Genomic DNA, 21,299 nt, shown 5'->3' with positions numbered 1-21,299 from the left:
TCGCAGGTTAAATGTCTTTTATGGGATACTGGTTTAACAGGGGGATACTTTTCTGCAGTATTTCCGTTGCCGGGTTCAAAGCCTGGTACAGGCGGGAACTGCTCAAGGCCCGGTCGAGCCAGGGTACGTCAATACCGGGAAGCCAGCTGGTAAGAATATCTTTAACCTCCATAAGCACAGCCAGAAATATGACCGCCGCCAGTATTCCCCTGGAAATTCCCAGGATCAACCCGCCGACCCGGTTTACAGGACCGAGCAGGCCTATTCCAGCTGCTGTGGTCACGATTTGTCCCAGCCAGCTGATCAGCCAGGCTGTAAGCAGCAGGATTACTATAAATGAAACCAGCTCCAGGGTTCCCCGGGAGAGATGCTGATACCATTCCGATAATGATTCATTGATAAAAATTGATGCCGGAGGGGCATTCCAGCTGCCGAGCCATTGATTGATCGGCCAGTGTCGCCCGATATATTCTGCCAGTGGTGCGTGATATTCCCTGGCCAGGACCAACCCTATCAATAGCCCGCATACCCTGGCCAGGCTGGCAATCAGCCCGGTTTGAACGCCCCTCCAGGCAGGCCAGATGATCAGCCACAGTAGCAGCAGGTCAAGCCAGTTCACTTTTTAGACCGCCTTTCTTTTTCTGGTTGCCCTGACAAATTTGCGCCTTTTTTTTTCGCAGTTTCTGCAGATCACATTTCTCGTCTCCGGTGGTCAATTCCTTCTTACTCCTTTCCCCGGGTTATTTTCAGGCGAAACATGGTTGTTAACAGGCCGGCGATTACCGCCAGCCCCGCATACCCAAATAATGGATACAGTACCTGCACCAGCCTGGTAAAGCCCACCCCGGCCAGTGGTATGGCCAGCAGTACCACACCTGTACCTGCCAGGCGGTATAGCGTTCCTCCTTTCGGTGCCACACGACTGGCAAAACCATGGGCATCGGCAATGGCCGTTGTTAAAATGGCCAGCCAGATCAGCAGGCCCAGAATATGTTTCCATATCTCGCCCAGATCTCCCGCAATGCATAGAAGCGGTATTTGATAGCTGGTTATCCCGGGATAAAAAAGCAGACCTGCCAGTGTTACCAGCCCTGCTGTTCCACCCAGAATTATTCCTCCGGTAACCCCGCCCAGGATCCCCGGTTTTTGTTCCACGCTCCGCCCCAGGGACGACAGCACCGCCAGCGGAACAACCATGTTATAGGATACGTAGAGTACGCTGGACCACACCCAGTTTCTCCCGTGATTTATCTGCTGGCCCTGTTGAGCCAGCTCGGGCCATCCCCCACAATTTATAATCGCCATCAGGCAGACAAAGGCAATGGTTAATATTTTCAGCGGGACCAGGATCATATTTGTCAATAACACTCCCTCCAGCCCGCCCATGATCACCAGAATCGTTATTACCGCCACCGCCAGCGTTCCCGCCCCGGTTGGTAGTCCGAACTGCTCGTTGAGCAGGGCGCCGCTTCCTGCCAGCATAACCACCAGCCCTCCGGGTAGCATGGCCAGACTCAGCCAGTCCACCGCCCGGGCCAGTTTTTTTCCCATCATAACCGGGAGGAGTTCAGCATAACTGTTGCATCCGGCCGCCGTCGTATACAACATTATTAACAAACCCAGCAGCCCAAATAGTATTGTGGATAGAGTTACCCCCCAGAGGCCTTTTTCCCCGTAGATAATAAAGAATTGCATTATTTCCTGACCGGATGCAAATCCGGCTCCAATTACCGTACCGGCATAAAGGGCGCTTACCTGAAACCATTGTTTCAGCCCGATGCCCGGCAAGTCCATCACCCCCTTTTTCAATCCTATGCACTGGGAGCAAATGGTTGACCAAATTTCATGTTTTAAGGAATAATCGGGTCATCCGGTGGAAATAAATATACTAGTTATTGGTAAATCAGGGGGAATACACGATGATTGATAAAGCTCAAGAATTGCCCAATTTCCTGCCTGGCGGTAAAACCAGGGTTCATATAGATGATCCTACGGCGGCTAAAAAGTTCGGCTATGATCTTTTTGCCCGCCTGGAGCGTTGCGGTGGTTTATCCGGGCAGCCATTAATTCTGCTCTGCATTGGTACCGACCGTTCCACGGGTGATTGTCTGGGTCCGCTGGTGGGTTCAAGGCTGGTTTCAAGCCAGCAGGATCTGTTCACCGTTTATGGCACCCTGGATAATCCCGTGCACGCCAGCAACCTGCACGGGGTAATTGAGGAGATATACCGCACCTACAGGAATCCCCTGGTTATAGCGGTGGATGCGTCCCTTGGAAGCGTTGATAGTGTTGGTTTTGTAACCATTGGCGACGGTGCCCTGCGGCCGGGGGCCGGTGTAAATAAAAAGCTGCCTCCCGTTGGTGAGATCCATATTACCGGCATTGTTAATGTAGGCGGCTTTATGGAATACCTGGTTCTGCAGAATACCAGGTTAAATCTGGTCATGCGCATGGCTGATGTTATCGCCCAGGGCCTCCTGTATACAGTGGCCCTGTGTACCAAAAATGAAACCCGGGAAATATAAACCCGGGTTTCACTGTTTATGCCAGCTCTTTAATCCGCGCCAGCACCTGCTCCGGTGTTTTCCCGGCCATTTCTATTACCGGTGCCCTGGTATTTATATCCTGCATGTTCATGGTGTTGTTATCCAGGCCGGTAACTACCATGGCCAGAACTTCCTCCTGGCTGCCGGGGCTAACCACGGTATAGCCCTCTTCTTCCAGCAGTTCTTTCAGTCCGGTCAAGCTTTCCTCTACCGCTACCTTTTTATTCATCTTATCGCACCTCCTGTCACTGTTAGTATGACCTGAAGGTGCCTTCTTAACTCACAGCCCTTCTTTCTTTCAGCAATTGTATTACTTCCCGGTCAGTCACCTGCCGGAAGTCCTGATAAAACTGGCCCACGGCATAAAAATCTTCCGGTGCCATCAGGACCACCAGTTGATCAACTTCTTTTTCCAGCCTGTCCAGGCTATCTACCGGTGCCACTGGAACAGCCAGAATTAGCTTCTCTGGCCTGAATTTCTGCCGGATCCAGCGCAGGGCGGCGATTACCGTGTAACCTGTGGCTATACCGTCGTCCACTACTATTATGCATCTACCGCTGTAATCCGGGTATTCCTTATCCCCGCGGTACAGCACCAGGCGTCTTTCTATTTCCTTTCTCTGTTCCTCCACCAGGCCGGCCACATCTTTTTCTTTTAACCCCAGCACAGCCAGCAGTTGATGATTAAAAACTGTCGTTCCGTCCTGAGTTAGGGCCCCAATGGCTACCTCCGGGTTATGGGGCGCCCCAATTTTTCTCGGTATAACCAGGTCAAGGGGTAAATCCAGCTGCCGGGATATTTCTGCTCCCACCACAACCCCTCCCCGGGGTATGGCCAGGATTATCCCCTTTTGCTTGCAGGCACCGGTCAGCTTTCCGGCCAGTTGTCTTCCAGCATCAGCCCGGTCGGCAAAAACCACTGGTAGATCACCGCCTTCCGGTATCCTTTTACTTCAGTAGTATATTTCAAATCACTGTAAGTCAGTCCGGTAAATTTTTCAGCTCATTTATCTCCCTTATCCAGGCCATAATTTTCTTTCATCTTTTTGTACCTTTCATAGGTAACCGGTGATATTTCCGCCAGGGGCAGGTTATCTAAAAGGGTGATCATTTTCTTAAGTCCTTCCCCCCTGAGCATCCACTGGTAATAATTCCTCCCCCCGTGGTTATATGGCCCGTAAAGGCGTGAACCGGGCACATTCCTGGTTAGCCACTCAAAAAGCTGCTTGTGGCGTGCATGCATGCGCAGGGTGATATGCGGCTGCCTGCCGTCGCCACCAAAGTGGCCTTCTCCCACCAGCAAGCCGAGTAAGAATCCAAGTTTAAAGGAGTCCATTTTTTCCTCCCTTTGTTGTTTCACCGTCATGTAACACGTGAAACATCTTATCTTTTATCCGGCAGCTTACTTAAGAAGCAGATTGACCAGTTCATCAAGCTGATCACGGTTATCAAAGGCAATTTCAATAACACCGCGACCACCGCGCCTGGCACGAATACGCACTTTAGTACCCAGAACATCGCCGAGCATATCTTCCAGGGAAACCAGCTCACCATCACTGGCAGCCGGAGAACTTTTTTCTTTCACAGGAGCGCTTACATCACTGCTTTCATTTATAAAACGACGAACAAGTTCCTCTGTTTCCCGGACGTTTAAACCATGTGCAACCACCTCCCGGGCAGCAGCTATCTGCTTGGCTGCATCATCCAGGGAAAGAATAGCCCGGGCATGACCGGCAGTAATTACGCCGGAACTAAGCATATCCTGAACCTCTGGCGGCAAAGACAATAAACGCAAGGTATTAGTAATAAAAGGCCGGCTCTTGGCCACCAGCCTGGCAATTTCCTCCTGAGAAAGACCAAACTCATCAATCAACCGTCGATAAGCAGATGCTTCCTCCAGCGGGTTCAAATCTTCCCGCTGCACGTTCTCAATAAGGGAAACGGCAGAGGCCTCCAGATCGCCATAATCCTTAATAATCGCCGGTATGAACTTAAGACCCAATATCCGGCAGGCCCGCCACCTGCGCTCACCAGCAATAATTTCATATCTGCCACCGGCAATGGGGCGAACAACAATGGGCTGGACAACACCATGCTCCTTAATAGAGAGGGCCAGCTCCTGAATCTTATCCTGATCCAGAGCCTGCCGGGGCTGGCGAGGATTGGGTTGAACATCTTCTACCCGGATTTCCTGCAAAGAGCCATTCACATCATTACTGTCCACAGGAATTAAAGCACCCAGACCCTTTCCAAGTCCGCGCTTCTTACTCAATACCCATCACTTCCTTAGCCAGCTCATGATAAACCTCCGCACCCCGGGAACGGCGATCATAAAACATAATTGGCTGCCCGTGGCTGGGCGCCTCGCTTAAACGAACATTACGGGGGATAATGGTTTTATAAACCTGGCCGGGAAAATATTTTTTAACTTCTTCCACCACCTGTATGCTCAAATTGGTTCTACCGTCAAACATGGTTAAAAGAATACCCTCCAGAACCAGGTGGGGATTCAAACGTTTTTGAACTAAATGAATAGTGTTCATCAATTGACCAACACCCTCAAGGGCATAATATTCACACTGGATGGGGATCAAAACAGAATCGGCAGCCGTTAAAGCATTAAGGGTAAGCAAACCCAGGGAAGGAGGACAATCCAGAAAAATATAATCAAACTGATCCCGAAAAGGTTCCAGCGCCCGGCGAAGAATACGCTCACGATCAGCCACAGATACCAGCTCTATTTCAGCACCGGCCAGCTCAATAGTGGCGGGAACCACCTTTAAACCGGGCACAGAAGAATCCACAATCACCGCTGAAAGATCCTTACCCCCGATAATAACGTCATATATACAGAATTCAAGATCCTCCTTATTAACACCCAGACCGCTGGTTGCATTCCCCTGGGGATCAACATCCACCAGCAACACCTGATTTCCCATCAGGGAAAGCCATGCCGCTAGATTAACAGCAGTAGTGGTTTTACCAACACCCCCTTTTTGATTGGCAATGGCAATGGTCTTTCCCAATGGCAATCACTCCTTTAAATGGCTCATGTGGGCAAATATTCAACAAAGGGAGCAAGTGTTCCTGCAAAGAAAATGACCGCTGGCAGGGCAGCGGCCATTTTCCAAAGGATCATTTACTTTAACTTCTCGGCTTAAAGGTTTCACACTTGGTCTGCAAGGACTGGCTGGCCTTGCTCACTCCATTACGATCCACCTGAATCATCGGAGCACCACAGGACATCTCGCTGTTAAACTTGCATTCTGAAACCGAACACTTGATATCAGGCATAAAACCATCACCTCCAGAATTAAAGTTCCCGGAAAAAAAATTTTTATTCAAGAAAAATAAAATTATAAGGGACGGCGGCGGGGAATGCCCGGGCGGCGCGGAAATTGAACAGGGGTTTCTCTATATTTTTCAAATAAGATAAGTTGCCTTTCATCACCAGTTACAGGTAATTTTAGGCAATATCTGGTTACAAAACGACCACCCAGTATATTTAAAGCCCTATCACAGGAAGCGAGCTCCTGATCGACCTGAGGACCTTTAAAAGCAATAAAAAACCCGCCGGTTTTAAGGAAGGGAAGGGCATATTCCAGTAAAACAGCCAGCGGGGCAACCGCCCTGGCCACAGCAAGATCATAAAACCCACGATATTGTTCCAGGCGAGCTACTTCCTCGGCCCGACCACAAACCACCTGCACACCGGACAGGTCCAGGGAAGAAGTCACCTGCTGTAAAAAAGACACCTTTTTCGCAACCGATTCCAGCAACGTACATTGTAAATCCCTGCGGGCCAGTTTCAGCGGCAGGCCGGGAAAGCCGGCTCCGCTACCAATATCAATAAAACATGAACCGGAAGGAGGAGAATAAATAAGAAAACAGGATAATGAATCAATAAAATGCTTTATTACCACGTCCTGCCATTGTACCAGGGAGGTTAAATTAATCTTTTTATTCCACTGCAGCAGAAGATGATAATAACGATAAAATGAAACAAAGGCATCAGCGGGCAAATTTAAACCCAAATCTCCCAGCGCCTGCAAAAATAAAGATTTAAAATCAGAAAAATAGATACCGGACAAAAAATACCCTCCCAGGAAATGTTAATTTTTATCCAACGACCGGCGGCGACCTTCAAGGTAAACCAGGAGCAGGGCAATATCTGCCGGGCTAACACCGGATATACGGCTGGCCTGGCCAATAGAACGCGGGCGAATTTGTTCCAGCTTCTGCCTGGCTTCCGTTGATAAACCCTTTATGGAACCATAATCCAGATCATCGGGAATACGGCGATTTTCGAGCTTGATAAATCGCTCCACCTGCGCCAGTTGTTTCTTAATATAACCTTCATATTTTATTTCTACTTCCACTTCTTCCTCCACATCAGCGGGCCAACCGGAAGCACCGGGGAAAATTTCCTTTATATGCTGAAAAGTAATCTCCGGACGGCGCAGTAAAGCGGCCAGGGAAGTGGGCTGTTGTACTGGCGAACTTTGTGCCGCTTCCAACACCTTACGTAACTTTTCATCAACCGGTACTACCGTACGCCGTAATAATTCAACGCCTTCCTTGATTAAACGTCTCCTTCTTTCGAAAATACGGTACCTTTCCGGGGTAACCAGACCAACTTCGTAACCCTTTTCCGTAAGACGCAGGTCAGCATTATCCTGGCGCAAGAGCAACCGGTACTCGGCACGGGAAGTAAGCATGCGGTAAGGTTCATTGGTGCCTTTGGTAACCAGATCATCAATAAGCACACCAATATAGGCTTCTGAACGGGACAAAATAAGGGGGTCCTTGCCCTGAATAAAACGGGCCGCATTTATACCCGCAATTATGCCCTGGGCAGCAGCTTCTTCATAACCTGAAGTGCCATTAATTTGACCGGCACTGAACAAGCCGCTGATGGTCTTGCACTCTAAAGACGGTTTCAACTGGGTAGGAACAAGATAATCATATTCAATGGCATAACCGGGGCGGATAATTTCAACCTTTTCCAGGCCAGGCAAAGTACGCAGCATGGCCAGCTGTACATCCTCGGGAAGGCTTGTGCTCATACCCTGCACATACATTTCCACCGTATCCAGACCTTCAGGCTCTATGAAAACCTGGTGGCTCTCGCGATCAGCAAAACGTACCACCTTATCCTCAATGGATGGACAATATCGCGGTCCCGTTCCCTTTATGAAACCGCTGAAGAGAGGTGAACGATGCAGGTTATCCCGGATAATCCGGTGGGTTTCAGGAGTGGTATAGGTTAACCAGCACGGAACCTGCTCCCGCCGGGTTACCGGGGAGATATAAGAAAAATTCAACAGGCGCTCATCACCCGGCTGCACGGACAACTTACTGAAATCAATAGAACGCCTGTCCACCCGGGCAGGAGTACCGGTTTTAAAACGACCCAACTCCAGACCCAGCTCCCTTAGCGAAGCTGACAATCCCACCGCGGCAAATTGACCATTGGGACCACCGGTATAAGCCAGATCACCGATAATAATACGGCCGTTTAAATATGTACCGGTAGTAAGAACAACCACCGGAGCCAGAAATTTGGCGCCAGTGCTGCCAACAACTCCGTGAACACGATCTCCCTGTACCAGCAGGCGCTCCACGAGAACCTGCTTTAAATCCAGGCGCTCCTGGCTTTCCAGTACCTTTCTCATGCTCCACTGATACCGCCTTTTATCGGCCTGCGCCCGCAGCGCACGGACAGCAGGACCCTTGGCAGTATTCAGCAAACGCATCTGTATGGCGGTACGATCCGTATTCAGGCCAATCTCCCCACCCAGTGCATCTACCTCACGAACCAGCTGCGCCTTGGCCGGACCGCCCACAGCAGGATTACAGGGCATCAGGGCCACATTATCCAGGTTCAAAGTCAGAACCAGGGTACGACAACCAAGGCGAGCGGCAGCTAAAGCCGCCTCGCAACCGGCATGACCGGCGCCGACCACGATGACATCATATTTTCCAGCCAGGTACTCCAAGGGAACAAACCTCACTTTCCAATACAAAAGTCTTGAAAAATACGGTCAACAATATCTTCGGCAACCGTATCACCGGTAATTTCACCCAGTGCTTCCCAGGCCGCCCTTAAATCTATAGCCACCAGATCAATATTTTCACCGGCCGATAAAGCGCGCAAAACCTCCTGCAAATGCTCATGACAGCGCACCAGCGCCTGCTTATGACGAACATGACTGACCAGGGGCATTTGAGATGCCGTAGCCTGGCCACCGAGCACCAACCGCTCAATGGCCTCTTCCACTTTAGACAGGCCGTATCCAGTTTTTACGGAAATAACTTCCACCGGCTTGTCCGGGTAAAGATCTGCAACCTGGCGTGCCAGTCCCTCGCCATCGCCAATGTCACTCTTATTAATGAGAATAATTCCTTTCTGCTCATCTACCAATTCCAGCACAGCGCGATCTTCAGAAGTTAAACCGGTACTGGCATCCAGCACCACCAGTACCAGGTCGGCCGCTTTCACCAGCTCCCTTGAACGTTCCACGCCAATTTTTTCAACTATATCATCGGTATCACGCAGGCCAGCCGTGTCGGCCAACCGAACAGGTATACCCCTTATATTTACCACTTCTTCGATAACATCCCTGGTGGTACCGGGAATCTCAGTAACGATGGCCCTTTTCTCCCGCAAGAGAGCATTTAAGAGCGAGGACTTGCCAACATTGGGACGACCAACAATGACCGTGCGCAAACCTTCACGGAACACTTTACCAAAACGGGCCTGGTGAATAAGTTCCTCCAGATCGCCCATAAGGGCAAGAACAGAAATCTTCAAATCCTCCCGGCTGGCCACCTCAATATCCTCTTCGGGAAAATCAATATCGGCCTCCACCTGAGCCAGAATTCCCAGCAACTGATCTTGAAAACGCCTGACCCTGGAAGATAACTCTCCGGAAAGCAAAGACATGGCCACTGCCAGCCCGGCATCCGTCTTGGCGCGGATAATATCCAGAATCGATTCGGCCTGGGCAAGATCCAGGCGGCCGTTTAAAAAGGCCCGCCGGGTAAACTCACCGGGTTCAGCCAGCCTTGCACCGTGCTGCAGGACAAGCTCCAGAGTACGGCGCAGGGGAACTATACCACCGTGACAATTAAACTCCACCACATCCTCACGGGTAAAAGTACGGGGCGCATACATAACACCCAGCAACACCTCATCCACTGGCTGGCCGGTATCCGGATCCACCACCAGGCCATAGAATAAACGATGACTCCCCTGCCGGCGCCAATCAACACCAGTCCGGCTGACAAAAATTTTTTCCGCGATAGCAATGGCCTCAGGGCCGGATACCCTGACAATACCTATGGCACCCTCGCCCAATGGAGTAGCAATGGCAGCAATCGTATCATCCAGCACTGACAACACCACCATTTGAAAAAACCCAGCCCGGTTTGCACCGGCTGGGTTGAAAATCGTAACACAAGCTATTTTCTGGGAGAGATGATGATTTTACGATATGGTTCTTCACCTTCACTGTAAGTATAGATATCATCTCTTCCCTGGAGTGCCGTATGAATAATCCTGCGTTCATGGGACGACATGGGCTCCAGAACCACATTCCTTCCCCGTTGCTTGGCTTTCTCCGCCAGCTTCAAAGCCAGGCGCTGCAGAGTTTCCTCCCGCCGGCGCCGGTATCCTTCCACATCCAGAATAACCCTGTAACGCTGGGTCTGATTCTTGTTCACATACAGGTTTACAAGATACTGCAATGCATCAAGGGTTTCGCCCCTTCTACCGATCAGTATGCCCACATCTTTTCCTGCTATTGCAATGTACAAACTATTTTGTTTTTCTTCAATAGACATTTCCACAGGAAGATTCATGGCCTCCAGCAGGCGATCAAGCAATTCCTTAGCCCGGCGCGATGGTGTATCCTTAACCCGTACCCTAACCCGGGCCGGCCGGGTGCCCAGAATACCTAAAAACCCCCTGGACGGTTCCTCCAATACTTCAATTTCTGCTTCCTCCCGGGAAATTCCCAACTGGGCCAGCGCCAGGGAAACCGCCTCATCAACAGTTTTAGCGGTTTTCTCGATTTCCTCCACCACCAGTGTTTAGCGCCTCCTTCAACCCTTGGGTATGCCTGTTAACAAAAAACTGCTGAATAATTCCCATGGCATTAAAAATTACCCAGTACAATGCCAGACCGGCAGGAACCGTTGCGCTGATCCAGGCAATGAAAACGGGCATAATGATGAGCATGGTCCGCTGGGTGGGGTCGGACATATTGGTGGTCATGCGCGACTGAACATAAGTGGTCAATCCGGCAAGAAGAGGGAGAATGTAATAAGGGTCCCCCACCTGGCTTAGGTTATTAATCCAGAGAAACCGGGCATGGGCGGGATCGGCATAATTAAAATGCAGTAAAGCACGATAAAGGGCAATTAAAATGGGCATCTGAATCAATAAAGGAAGACAACCGGCCATGGGATTAACGTTGTGCTCCCGGTACAGCTCCATAATTTTTTGCTGCATTTTCTGCGGGTCCTTATTCCGGTAGCGCTCCTGTATCTCTTTAATCTTCGGCGCCAGCTGTTGCATAACAACCATGGAACGCATCTGCTTGACCGTCAAAGGATAAAGGATAATCTTGATAAGAACAGTCAGCAGGATGATGGCCAGGCCGTAATTGGCAATATGAGCCATCTCGGTAAGGTGATATAACCAGTTTAAAAGGGAAGTCATGCCATCAACCAGAGCTTGAAACAAACCATCTCCTCCTTGCCATTAAACCGGATCATAGCCACCCCGGCAAAAGGGATGACAGCGCAGTAGACGCCAGCATGCCAGAAGTAAACCACGGACAACACCGTACTTGGCCACAGCCTGTACGGCATACTCGGAGCAGGTAGGGTAAAAACGACAGGTGGGTGGTTTAAAAGGTGAAACAAATCGCTGGTAAAAGCGAAAACAGGCAATAACCAGTGAGCGCATCCTCAACTCAACCCTTCGGCACAAGCTTACGGGTAGCACGACCGATAAGATGATGGACCTGGCCGGCCAGATCGTGATAATTCTTCCCCACCGCATCTTTGCGGGCAATAATAACCACGTCATAATTTTCCGGAAACCAGCTTTCATTCAGGCGGCAAATTTCACGCAGCAACCGGCGTACACGATTGCGGACTACAGCCTTACCCGTTTTTTTACTGACGGAAAAACCAAATCGGCGGCCCTGTCCCCGGTTACGGTACAAATATAAAACCAGGGCGTTACTGGCCACGGATTGACCCCGCCGGTACACCCGTTGAAAGTCCCTTTTATTTTTCAAAATCTCCATGCTCCAAATCAATCCTGCTTAAAATCAATCGGCCAAATGTACGAAAAGGCCAACTTGTTGAAGCAAGCGGCCTTATGCAGTAAGTCTTTTTCTTCCTTTCAGCCTTCTCCTTTTTATAACGTTACGGCCTGCCCTGGTGGACATACGCTTTAAAAAACCATGAACTTTTTTCCGTTTCCTTTTTTTGGGCTGAAACGTGCGCTTCAAAATCTTACACCTCCTCACCACCGGCCGGCTGGAAAAACCAGACACATCACAAGTTATTATATAAGATATACCCTTCTCAAGTCAAGAAAAAACACCCGGCCGAAAATAATTGTCCACAGCCTGCTCAACTATCCACAGGAAGACATTTTATCGGTTGATAAGGCCTGGCAAATTTGATATCATTGAATCGCTGGCACCAGGAGAAAAAGATATCCACAGGCCAGAATAAAGATGTGCATAAATTTGTCGATACTTAATGCTGTACAAACCTACAGGCCCCGTTAAATCGCTTGCGGTGGCTTTTTTAAGTTTAACAAACATCTGTCAGCAGGGGGTTACCACCAATGAATAAAACGCATGTGACCGCGATCTGGGATGAACTGCTGGCCCATATCCAGCCCCGGCTGGATACAGAAACTTACGAAATCTGGCAGGAATCGGTACTCCCCCTGGGGTTTCACCGGAGCACTTTTTTTATCCAGGTTCCCAACCATTTCTACAGAGACTGGCTGGCGACAAGATACGCTTCACTTATTAAAAACTACCTCCAGGAAATCACCAACGACGAAATCGAAATACAGTTCCTACCAGCAGAAGAAGTCAACGAGAAATTATTAAACAGGATACGCAAGACCGCGCCGTCAGCTGTGGAAACATGCTCGTTAAATCCCCGTTACACTTTTGAAACCTTTGTGGTGGGCAACAGCAACCGGTTTGCTCATGCAGCCTGCCTGGCCGTAGCAGAGTCACCCGCGGAAACATATAACCCCCTTTTTATCTATGGGGGAGTAGGGCTGGGAAAGACGCACCTGATGCATGCCATCAGCCATTACATCCTGAAGCGGGGCAAATTAAACCGGATAGTCTACGTTACCTCTGAAAAATTTACCAACGAATTAATTAACGCCATAGCAAATAAACGAACGGCAGAATTTAGAGATAAATACCGGGGAATGGACGTACTTTTAATAGACGATATTCAATTTGTCGCCGGAAAAGAACGCACCCAGGAAGAATTTTTCCATACCTTCAATACCTTATACGAGGCCAACAAGCAAATAGTTATCTCCAGCGACAGACCGCCCAAGGAGATTCCAACCCTGGAAGATCGCCTGCGATCCCGTTTTGAATGGGGCCTGATCACAGATATCCAGCCTCCCGATCTGGAAACAAGGATAGCTATCTTAAGAAAAAAAGCCCAGCTGGACAACGTCTCGGTACCCGATGAAACGCTGGAATATATTGCCGAACAAATAACCTCCAACATCCGGGAACTGGAAGGAGCCCTTATCCGGGTGGTTGCCTATGCATCGCTGAACAAACAGCCAATAACCACCCAGCTGGCGCGGGACATACTCAAAGATATACTGCCCGGTAAACAACAAAGACAGATTACGGCCCAGCTCATCCAGGAAAAAGTGGCCGCTTACTACGGTTTAAAACCCGAAGAGTTCAAATCCAAAAAGCGCAGTCGCAATATTGCTTTCCCACGGCAGATCGCCATGTACCTGGTCCGGGAACTGACAGATCTCTCCCTGCCACAAATAGGCGATGCCTTCGGAGGAAGAGACCACACAACAGTGCTTCATGCATGTGAAAAAATAAGCAATCAGCTGGCCAGCGACGCCCTGCTGGAACAAACCATCAACGAAATAAAACAAAAAATAAAAGAAGAAAGCAGGTAACTTATCCACAGGAAGGGTAAAACCTTTCCCCAGGACGAAAATGACAAGCCCTCACGGGATAAACAAGTTATCCACAAAAAAAAGAGCACTACTATAATGTACGACTATTAAAGTAATGAAATATAATGATCTGGATCATAATCAAAACAACGGAGTGAAAACCATGAAGTTCAATGCGAGCAAACCGGCGCTGATGCACGCGATAAATGCCGTTCAAAAGGCTGTTTCCCCACGCTCACCCTTACCGGTATTAACGGGCATTCTCTTTGAAGTCACCGGAAACAGGCTCTACCTAACAGGTTCGGACACCGAGCTAACCATACAGTGTAACATAGAAGTGGAAACTGAAACGGAAGGAGCCATAGTTCTCCCGATCCGATACATTTCCGACCTGGTGCGCAGTCTACCCGATATACCCATTCAATTTAACAGCATACCGGGCAGCACAAGCGTCATCATAACTTATGGAACATCACAGGTCAGCATCCACGGCTATGAACCTGAGCAATACCCGCGCCTCCCATCGATAAACAGGGGAACCGGCATCCAGGTACCACAGGACGAGTTAAAGGAGATGTTACGCCAGGTACTCTTCGCCGTGTCCAACGATGAAACACGACCCGTGTTTACCGGAGTCCTCATGCAGGTAGACGGAAAACAGTTCAGACTGGTGGCCACCGATACCTATCGCCTGGCCATGAAAAATTACCAGCTGGAAGAAGAAATTGAACAGCCGGTAAGGGCAATTATACCCGGGAAAACCCTGGGCGAAGTGGCCAGGTTAACGGGTAATACCGAAGAAAAAATATCCATAATTCTGGAGGAAAATCATGCATTTTTTTCCACCGCAGATTTAAAAATAGCTTCACGTCTGATAGCCGGACAATACCCCCCCTACGAACAGGTAATACCAAGGGAATTTGTCACCCGTACCAGAGTGACTACCAGGGAAATAATGGATGCTACGGAAAGAGCATCCCTGCTGGCGCGTGATGGATACCCGGTGGTAAAATTTACGCTACAGGAAAACAGCTGCGTGGTTTCCGTACAAACCCAGGCAGGCTGGATCCGGGAAGAAATTAGCGGGCTGGTGGAAGGCGAACCTCTGGAGATATGGTTCAACGCCCGGTACATGAGTGAAAGCCTGCGGGCCCTGAACAGTGATGAACTGTGCTTGGAATTAACCGGCCCCCTGAGTGCAGCAGTGCTCAGGCCGGCAGGGGACGATAGCTACCTGTCCCTGCTGCTGCCGGCCAAACCGCCGAAGGATTAAGGGCCGTCCAGTTCCGGGAGGAAGTAAGTGCGCATAGTGCATATCAGTCTTGAAAACTTCCGGGGGTACGACCGGCTGTTCTGGCAGCCCCACCCCCGGATCAATATAATCGCAGGAGGTAACGCCCAGGGTAAAACCAACCTCCTGGAGGCTATTTTTTTTGGCTTTACCGGGCGCTCATTTCGAACGCACCGTGATAAAGACCTGATTCGCTGGGGCAGCAATTACTGTCGGGTGGAAGTAAAATTTGAATCAAACCAGCAGGAAGAAAATAAAATTATCCTTCTGACCGCCACGGGCAAGAAACAGGTTAAATCCGGGGGACAACCGGATGAAAAAAGCCCCTTTATGCTGCCTTTGATTTTTACACCCGATCACCTGTTAATGATCAAAGGAAGCCCTGTTTTACGCCGGCGATGGCTGGACCTGGAGATAGGACCGCTGGAGCCCGGTTACACCTTCTGGTGGCATCGCTATCAAAGGGTTTTACTAAATAGAAATAAATTGCTGCAAAAAATAAAAACTGAGCAACTGAAACAGGAGGAGCTGGAACCCTGGAACCAGCAACTGGCTGCCATAGGCGCCAGAATTATCGCCTGGCGCTGCCGCCTGCTGGCCGGGCTTTCCACCGCCGTAAGGAGCATATACAGTCAGATTGGGGGAAGTGACGAAAAAGCTGGTCTTGTGTACCTTTCTACCGTCCAGCTGGAAAGAACCACCGGGGAAAAGGAAATCTACCAGCGATTTCTGGAGGGTTTATCCAGATGTTACACCTCAGAACTGGTCAGGGGACAAACGCTGATCGGGCCGCACCGGGACGACTTATTCGTTTCCATCAACGGACAGGATGCCAGGCGCTTCGGCTCACAGGGGCAGCAGCGAACACTGGTCCTGGCACTAAAGCTGGCCCAACTGGAACTGAGCAGGCAGCTGGCGGGAGACTATCCCATTGTTCTCCTGGATGACGTTTTTTCCGAACTGGATCAGAAACGGAGATTAAAGCTGGTCGAATACATGCGAGGAAAAACGCAGGTCTTTATAACCACCAGTACAGAGGACAAGAATGATCTCCCCGGACCAGCAGTAACTGTCAGGGAGCACAAGCTTTACAAAGGAGGTTAAATTTATTGTTTCTACATCTCGGTAACGATGTGGTTATTCCCAAAAGGGATATCGTGGCCATCCTGAATGTCCGGGTGGAAAATTCCCCTGTGAACAGGGAGTTCATGGAACTGGCCCGGAGCGAAAAAATAGTACAGGTGATTGCCGATAAGGGCAAGGAAAAATCAATTGTCCTTACCAGTAACCGTATATATGTCTCGCCAATTTCCTGTTCGACTTTAAAGAAAAGAGCGGGGATGCTTGTTTTTAATGGGGAATAGCTTAGAAGTTTCCATTTAAAGGTTATAATTGTAATATAGTGTTATGTTATGTCATTAAAGAATGGAGGTTCCCGGCTATGCTGGAACAGGAAATGAACAACCGCTATGGCGCAGAGGAAATACAGGTTCTTGAAGGACTGGAAGCTGTTCGCCGCCGCCCGGGAATGTATATTGGCAGCACCGGCCCCCGGGGCCTGCACCACCTGGTTTACGAGGTGGTTGACAACAGCATAGACGAGGCCATGGCCGGCTTTTGCGACCGGATAGAAGTCATCGTGCACCGGGATAACAGCGTAACAGTGATTGACAACGGGCGGGGCATACCCGTAGAAATACACCCCAAGACAGGCCTCCCGGCGGTGGAAACGGTACTCACCATGCTTCACGCGGGGGGAAAATTTGGTGGTAACGTATATAAGGTTTCCGGCGGGCTCCACGGCGTAGGGGTATCGGTGGTGAATGCCCTCTCCGAGTGGCTGGAGGTAGAAATTCGCCGGGACGGTCATGTCTACCACCAGCGCTACGAAAGGGGAAAGGCCGTTACCCCGCTGAAAGTTATCGGGACATCCACCACGACGGGTACTAAGGTTTCCTTCAAGCCGGACGCGGAAATTTTTGAAGATCTGGTATTTAACCAGGAAACTTTAAACCAGCGCCTCCGGGAGCTATCTTTTTTAAACCGGGGTATAAAAATCATCTTTCAGGATGAAAGAACAGGGCAGAAAACAGTCTACCAGCACGAGGGCGGTATCAGGGATTTCGTACGCTACCTGAACAAGAATAAAGAAGTTCTGCACAACAAGCCCATTTACATTTTTGGCGAGCGGGACGGAATCCAGGTAGAAGTAGCCCTGCAGTACACCGAGGGCTACGTGGAAAGCCTGTTTTCCTATGTTAATAATATTCACACCGTGGATGGGGGAACCCATGAGGCCGGCTTCAAAAGCGCCCTGACCCGGGTGGTTAATGACTACGGGAAAAAATATAATCTCCTAAAAAATGGTACCACTGCCCTATCGGGGGAGGACATCCGGGAAGGCCTGACGGCGGTAATCAGTGTAAAGGTGCCGGAACCCCAATTTGAGGGTCAGACCAAGACCAAGCTGGGAAACAGCGAAGTCCGGGGCGTTGTGGATGGAGTGGTATCCGAGGGACTGGCCACCTTCCTGGAGGAAAATCCGGGTATCGCCCGCAGGATACTGGAAAAGGCCATTACCGCTGCCAGGGCCCGGGAAGCTGCCCGCAAGGCGCGGGAATTAACCAGGCGCAAGAGCGCCCTGGAGAGCGCTTCCCTGCCCGGAAAGCTGGCCGATTGTTCCGACCGGGATCCCAGCAGGACCGAACTATACCTGGTAGAAGGGGACTCGGCCGGGGGCTCGGCCAAGCAGGGCCGGGACCGCCGCTTCCAGGCCATCCTGCCCCTGCGCGGGAAAATTTTAAACGTAGAAAAGGCGCGCCTGGACAAGATCCTTAATAATGAGGAGATCCGGGCTCTGATTACAGCACTGGGCACAGGCATCGGCGAAGATTTCGATCTGAGCAAGGCCAGGTACCACAGGATCCTGCTTATGAGCGACGCCGATGTGGACGGGGCCCACATCCGCACCCTGCTTTTAACTTTCTTTTACCGTTATATGCGCCCCCTTATTGAGGCCGGTTATGTTTATATTGCTCAACCACCCCTGTACCGCATTCGCAAGGGCAAGATCGATCGCTATGCTTATAGCGATGCGGAGCTGGAGGAAATACTCAAGGAAATAGGCCGGGACGGGGTAACCATCCAGCGTTACAAGGGCCTTGGTGAAATGAACCCGCAGCAACTGTGGGAAACCACCATGAATCCCGAGAAGCGGACCATCTTGAAAGTAAATATTGAAGATGCCATTGAAGCTGACGCCATTTTCTCCATGCTCATGGGCGACCGGGTGGAACCCCGCCGGGAATTTATCCAGCAAAACGCCGGGGCTGTACGTAACCTGGACGTATAAGCAAAATAATGTTTTGAGGTGACCTTTGTTGTCCGTAAATATAGGCAAGGTAATACCCATCGATATTAACGAAGAAATGAAACATTCTTACCTGGATTACGCGATGAGCGTAATCGTGGGCCGGGCTTTACCCGATGTGCGGGATGGGTTGAAACCGGTACACCGGCGAATTCTCTACGCCATGCACCAGCTTGGCCTTACACCTGACCGGCCGCACCGTAAAAGCGCCCACATTGTGGGTGAAGTGATGTCCAAATTCCATCCCCATGGTGATATGGCTATCTATGACGCCCTGGTGCGTATGGCCCAGGATTTTGCCAGCCGCTACCCTCTGGTTGACGGGCACGGTAATTTTGGGTCCGTTGATGGTGACGCACCGGCAGCCATGCGCTATACGGAAGCCCGCATGGCCCGTATAACCATGGCCATGCTGGCGGACATCGATAAAAATACCGTTGACTTCATACCCAATTATGACGGCAGTACCGAAGAACCGGCGGTGTTACCGTCCCGCATTCCCAACCTGCTCGTGAACGGCTCCTCGGGTATCGCAGTGGGTATGGCCACCAATATCCCACCTCACAATTTGGGCGAAATAATCGACGGCGTGATCAAGTTAATCGATAACCCGGAAGTCACCATTCCCGAATTGATGCAGGTTATCAAAGGGCCCGATTTCCCCACCGGCGGAAAAATAATGGGCCGCCAGGGTATCCGGGAAGCCTACCAGACGGGCCGGGGCACCATTAAGGTCCGGGCCCAGGCCAGCATAGAAAAAATCAGCGGTGGGAAAAACGCCATTGTTGTCCATGAAATACCGTTTATGGTCAACAAGGCCCGGCTTATTGAGAAGATTGCCGAACTGGTCCGGGAAAAGAAAATCGAAGGAATTACCGACCTGCGGGATGAATCGGACCGGCAGGGGATGCGTATTGTTATAGAGTTGCGGCGTGACGCCAAACCCCGGGTGGTCCTGAACCAGCTGTACAAGCATACCCAGATGCAGGAGACATTCGGGGTCATCATGCTGGCCCTGGTCAATGGCCAGCCTCAGGTATTAAATCTGCGGCAAATGCTGTATCACTACCTGGACCACCAGAAAGAGGTGGTTATCCGGCGTACCCGCTTCGATCTGGAAAAAGCTGAAGCACGGGCACATATTGTAGAGGGCCTGCGCGTGGCCCTGGACCATATAGATGAGGTCATCAACACTATCCGGTCATCCAGGACGGTGGAAATAGCAAAAAATGCCCTTATGGAAAAGTTTTCCTTCTCGGAAAAACAGGCGCAGGCCATTCTGGATATGCGCCTGCAAAGGTTGACCGGCCTGGAGCGGGATAAACTGGAGGAAGAATACAAAGAACTCCTGGAGAAAATCGCCTACCTGCGGGGCATCCTGGCCGATGAGCGAAAAGTCCTGCAGGTAATTAAAGAAGAGCTTTTAGAAATGCGGCAGAAATTTGCCGACCCGCGCCGCACGGTAATCAGCGATGAAGATTCATCGCTGGAGGTTGAGGACCTGATTCCAGACGAGGAAGTGGTCATCACCATTACCAACCAGGGCTACATTAAACGCATGCCCCTGGACGCATACAGGAGCCAGAGGCGCGGCGGCCGGGGCGTTACTGCCATGGGCACCAAAGAAGAGGATTTTGTGCGGCATCTATTCATCACCAGCACCCATCACTACTTTCTGTTCTTTTCTAACCAGGGGAAAGTATACCGCCTGAAGGTGCACGAAATTCCCGAAGCGAGCAGGCAGTCCAAGGGGACGGCTCTGGTTAACCTGCTTTATATAGGACAGCAGGAGCGTATTACAGCAGTAATACCGGTGCGGGAATTCAGCAAGGGTCTCTATCTCTTTATGGCCACGCGTGCCGGGGTGGTAAAGAAGACAGAACTGGAGCAATTTGACACATCCCGCAGGGATGGCATAATTGCCATCAAGCTCGATGAGCGGGACGAGCTGGTGGACGTGAAGCTTACCACCGGTACGGAGGAGATTATCCTGGGCACGCGTCAGGGACTGGCCATTCGCTTTTCAGAAAAAGAAGTGCTTCCCTACGGGCGTACGGCCCGGGGGGTGAAAGGAATTAGCCTGCAACCGGGAGACATGGTCGTGGCCATGGATATTGTTCGGCCGGATGGAGATGTGCTGGTGGTTACAGATAACGGTTACGGAAAACGTACGCCTGTATCCGAGTACCGCCTGCAGGCGCGTGGTGGTAAAGGAATTATCAGTGCCCGGGTAACCGAACGCAATGGTCCTGTATCGGCTATGCTGGTGGTTAAGCCTGAAGAAGAAATAATGGTCATCAGTGCCGAGGGGATCATCATCAGGTTAAAAGCCAGCGAAATTTCCTCCATGGGACGGGCTGCGCAGGGGGTAATGCTCATGCGCCTCGGACCGGGAGACAGGCTGGTGGATGCCGCACTGGTCAGCGTGGAAGAATAAGATTAATCTCTTTTAACATAAACTTAATAAAAACATAACTTTTCTTATTGACAGCGTCGTATCCCTGTGGTATATTAAATCCTGCACTTGGCGACTGAAAGCATGCAGTGCCTGACCGGTTACCCTCAAGGGTAACCGGCAGGAAGTAAAAAAGGTAAAAGTTACAAGTTGACAGCAGTAAAAAAATCATGATACAATAACGCTTGCGCGACAGCGAGGGGAAAGTGGTCCTTGAAAACTGAACAGGGAGGAAGCCGGGTGTGCAGCTTAAAGGGCTGAGCATCTGGCGAGGAAGAGCGTGTGCGGGAGTGATTCTGGGACAAAGGATTGGATGGAGAGTTTGATCCTGGCTCAGGACGAACGCTGGCGGCGTGCCTAACACATGCAAGTCGAGCGGGTAACGGAGGTCGGTCATCGGAGGTCAGAAGTCAGATAAGAAGCAA

General features: G+C 50.5%; 23 protein-coding genes. 7 read left to right on the top strand and 16 right to left on the bottom strand.

The window, feature by feature from the left end:
* Positions 1 to 7: 7 nt before the first annotated feature.
* A complete protein-coding gene (locus tag BUB44_RS11790; protein WP_073166596.1) occupies positions 8 to 619 on the bottom strand; it encodes a CvpA family protein in 612 nt (203 codons plus the stop codon).
* A gap of 104 nt (positions 620 to 723) precedes the next feature.
* Entirely contained in the window at positions 724 to 1,788 is a 1,065-nt protein-coding gene (locus BUB44_RS11785) for a YkvI family membrane protein (protein WP_083543228.1), read from the bottom strand.
* Between the two features lie 131 nt (positions 1,789 to 1,919).
* Here BUB44_RS11785 and yyaC point away from each other — a divergent pair, with 131 nt between their 5' ends.
* Positions 1,920 to 2,525, top strand: coding sequence for a spore protease YyaC (gene yyaC / locus BUB44_RS11780; RefSeq protein ID WP_073166592.1), 606 nt, complete (start codon positions 1,920 to 1,922; stop codon positions 2,523 to 2,525).
* Positions 2,526 to 2,541: 16 nt separating this feature from the next.
* On the opposite strand, the gene BUB44_RS11775 is transcribed toward yyaC, so the two are convergent.
* The 14 genes from BUB44_RS11775 to rpmH all read right to left on the bottom strand — a co-directional run bounded on the left by BUB44_RS11775 (position 2,542) and on the right by rpmH (position 12,073).
* Complete coding sequence (locus BUB44_RS11775; protein ID WP_027355958.1) at positions 2,542 to 2,775, bottom strand: YkuS family protein; 234 nt, start codon at positions 2,773 to 2,775, stop codon at positions 2,542 to 2,544.
* A 46-nt stretch (positions 2,776 to 2,821) separates the two neighbouring features.
* The gene (locus BUB44_RS11770) at positions 2,822 to 3,466 is read right to left on the bottom strand and encodes a phosphoribosyltransferase (RefSeq protein ID WP_073166589.1); all 645 of its coding nucleotides are present in this window, start codon (positions 3,464 to 3,466) and stop codon (positions 2,822 to 2,824) included.
* Positions 3,467 to 3,549: 83 nt separating this feature from the next.
* Positions 3,550 to 3,882, bottom strand: coding sequence for a hypothetical protein (locus BUB44_RS11765; RefSeq protein WP_073166587.1), 333 nt, complete (start codon positions 3,880 to 3,882; stop codon positions 3,550 to 3,552).
* A 66-nt stretch (positions 3,883 to 3,948) separates the two neighbouring features.
* On the bottom strand, positions 3,949 to 4,818 hold the full coding sequence (locus BUB44_RS11760; RefSeq protein ID WP_073166584.1) for a ParB/RepB/Spo0J family partition protein: 870 nt from the start codon (positions 4,816 to 4,818) through the stop codon (positions 3,949 to 3,951).
* Positions 4,811 to 5,572, bottom strand: a complete 762-nt coding sequence (locus BUB44_RS11755) for a ParA family protein (RefSeq protein WP_027355962.1) — start codon at positions 5,570 to 5,572, stop codon at positions 4,811 to 4,813. Before BUB44_RS11755 ends, BUB44_RS11760 begins: the two co-directional genes overlap by 8 nt.
* Before the next feature lie 118 nt (positions 5,573 to 5,690).
* The gene (locus BUB44_RS11750; protein WP_073166581.1) at positions 5,691 to 5,840 is read right to left on the bottom strand and encodes a DUF1540 domain-containing protein; all 150 of its coding nucleotides are present in this window, start codon (positions 5,838 to 5,840) and stop codon (positions 5,691 to 5,693) included.
* A 62-nt stretch (positions 5,841 to 5,902) separates the two neighbouring features.
* On the bottom strand, positions 5,903 to 6,637 hold the full coding sequence (gene rsmG / locus BUB44_RS11745; protein ID WP_165611044.1) for a 16S rRNA (guanine(527)-N(7))-methyltransferase RsmG: 735 nt from the start codon (positions 6,635 to 6,637) through the stop codon (positions 5,903 to 5,905).
* 21 nt (positions 6,638 to 6,658) lie between these two features.
* Positions 6,659 to 8,545, bottom strand: coding sequence for a tRNA uridine-5-carboxymethylaminomethyl(34) synthesis enzyme MnmG (gene mnmG, locus BUB44_RS11740; protein WP_073166578.1), 1,887 nt, complete (start codon positions 8,543 to 8,545; stop codon positions 6,659 to 6,661).
* An 11-nt stretch (positions 8,546 to 8,556) separates the two neighbouring features.
* A complete protein-coding gene (gene mnmE, locus BUB44_RS11735; RefSeq protein ID WP_073166575.1) occupies positions 8,557 to 9,942 on the bottom strand; it encodes a tRNA uridine-5-carboxymethylaminomethyl(34) synthesis GTPase MnmE in 1,386 nt (461 codons plus the stop codon).
* Between the two features lie 68 nt (positions 9,943 to 10,010).
* Positions 10,011 to 10,631 carry an RNA-binding cell elongation regulator Jag/EloR gene (gene jag / locus BUB44_RS11730; protein WP_027355966.1) on the bottom strand — a complete coding sequence of 207 codons (621 nt, stop codon included), beginning with the start codon at positions 10,629 to 10,631 and terminating at the stop codon, positions 10,011 to 10,013.
* On the bottom strand, positions 10,606 to 11,295 hold the full coding sequence (locus BUB44_RS11725) for a YidC/Oxa1 family membrane protein insertase (protein ID WP_027355967.1): 690 nt from the start codon (positions 11,293 to 11,295) through the stop codon (positions 10,606 to 10,608). Before BUB44_RS11725 ends, jag begins: the two co-directional genes overlap by 26 nt.
* 18 nt (positions 11,296 to 11,313) lie before the next feature.
* The gene (gene yidD, locus BUB44_RS11720) at positions 11,314 to 11,520 is read right to left on the bottom strand and encodes a membrane protein insertion efficiency factor YidD (protein WP_073166573.1); all 207 of its coding nucleotides are present in this window, start codon (positions 11,518 to 11,520) and stop codon (positions 11,314 to 11,316) included.
* 7 nt (positions 11,521 to 11,527) lie between these two features.
* A complete protein-coding gene (gene rnpA / locus BUB44_RS11715) occupies positions 11,528 to 11,866 on the bottom strand; it encodes a ribonuclease P protein component (protein ID WP_073166570.1) in 339 nt (112 codons plus the stop codon).
* A 72-nt stretch (positions 11,867 to 11,938) separates the two neighbouring features.
* Complete coding sequence (gene rpmH, locus BUB44_RS11710; RefSeq protein ID WP_027355969.1) at positions 11,939 to 12,073, bottom strand: 50S ribosomal protein L34; 135 nt, start codon at positions 12,071 to 12,073, stop codon at positions 11,939 to 11,941.
* A 344-nt stretch (positions 12,074 to 12,417) separates the two neighbouring features.
* Between rpmH and dnaA the strand changes: the two genes are divergently transcribed.
* From dnaA to gyrA, 6 genes are all read left to right on the top strand, one after another.
* Positions 12,418 to 13,758: a chromosomal replication initiator protein DnaA gene (dnaA, locus tag BUB44_RS11705; protein ID WP_027355970.1), complete on the top strand. Its 1,341-nt coding sequence runs from the start codon at positions 12,418 to 12,420 to the stop codon at positions 13,756 to 13,758.
* A 163-nt stretch (positions 13,759 to 13,921) separates the two neighbouring features.
* Positions 13,922 to 15,031: a DNA polymerase III subunit beta gene (gene dnaN, locus BUB44_RS11700; RefSeq protein ID WP_073166567.1), complete on the top strand. Its 1,110-nt coding sequence runs from the start codon at positions 13,922 to 13,924 to the stop codon at positions 15,029 to 15,031.
* A 27-nt stretch (positions 15,032 to 15,058) separates the two neighbouring features.
* Positions 15,059 to 16,153, top strand: coding sequence for a DNA replication/repair protein RecF (gene recF / locus BUB44_RS11695; RefSeq protein ID WP_073166565.1), 1,095 nt, complete (start codon positions 15,059 to 15,061; stop codon positions 16,151 to 16,153).
* 5 nt (positions 16,154 to 16,158) lie between these two features.
* Positions 16,159 to 16,413, top strand: coding sequence for an extracellular matrix regulator RemB (remB, locus tag BUB44_RS11690; protein ID WP_073166563.1), 255 nt, complete (start codon positions 16,159 to 16,161; stop codon positions 16,411 to 16,413).
* Between the two features lie 77 nt (positions 16,414 to 16,490).
* Positions 16,491 to 18,401: a DNA topoisomerase (ATP-hydrolyzing) subunit B gene (gene gyrB / locus BUB44_RS11685; protein WP_073166560.1), complete on the top strand. Its 1,911-nt coding sequence runs from the start codon at positions 16,491 to 16,493 to the stop codon at positions 18,399 to 18,401.
* A 28-nt stretch (positions 18,402 to 18,429) separates the two neighbouring features.
* Entirely contained in the window at positions 18,430 to 20,856 is a 2,427-nt protein-coding gene (gyrA, locus tag BUB44_RS11680) for a DNA gyrase subunit A (RefSeq protein ID WP_073166557.1), read from the top strand.
* The last annotated feature ends 443 nt before the right edge of the window (positions 20,857 to 21,299 follow it).

The organism is Desulfofundulus australicus DSM 11792 (genome assembly GCF_900129285.1).
GTDB lineage: Bacteria > Bacillota > Desulfotomaculia > Desulfotomaculales > Desulfovirgulaceae > Desulfofundulus > Desulfofundulus australicus.
Note: the sequence above shows the minus strand (reverse complement) of the source record. Positions and strands in the feature narration are given on the sequence as shown.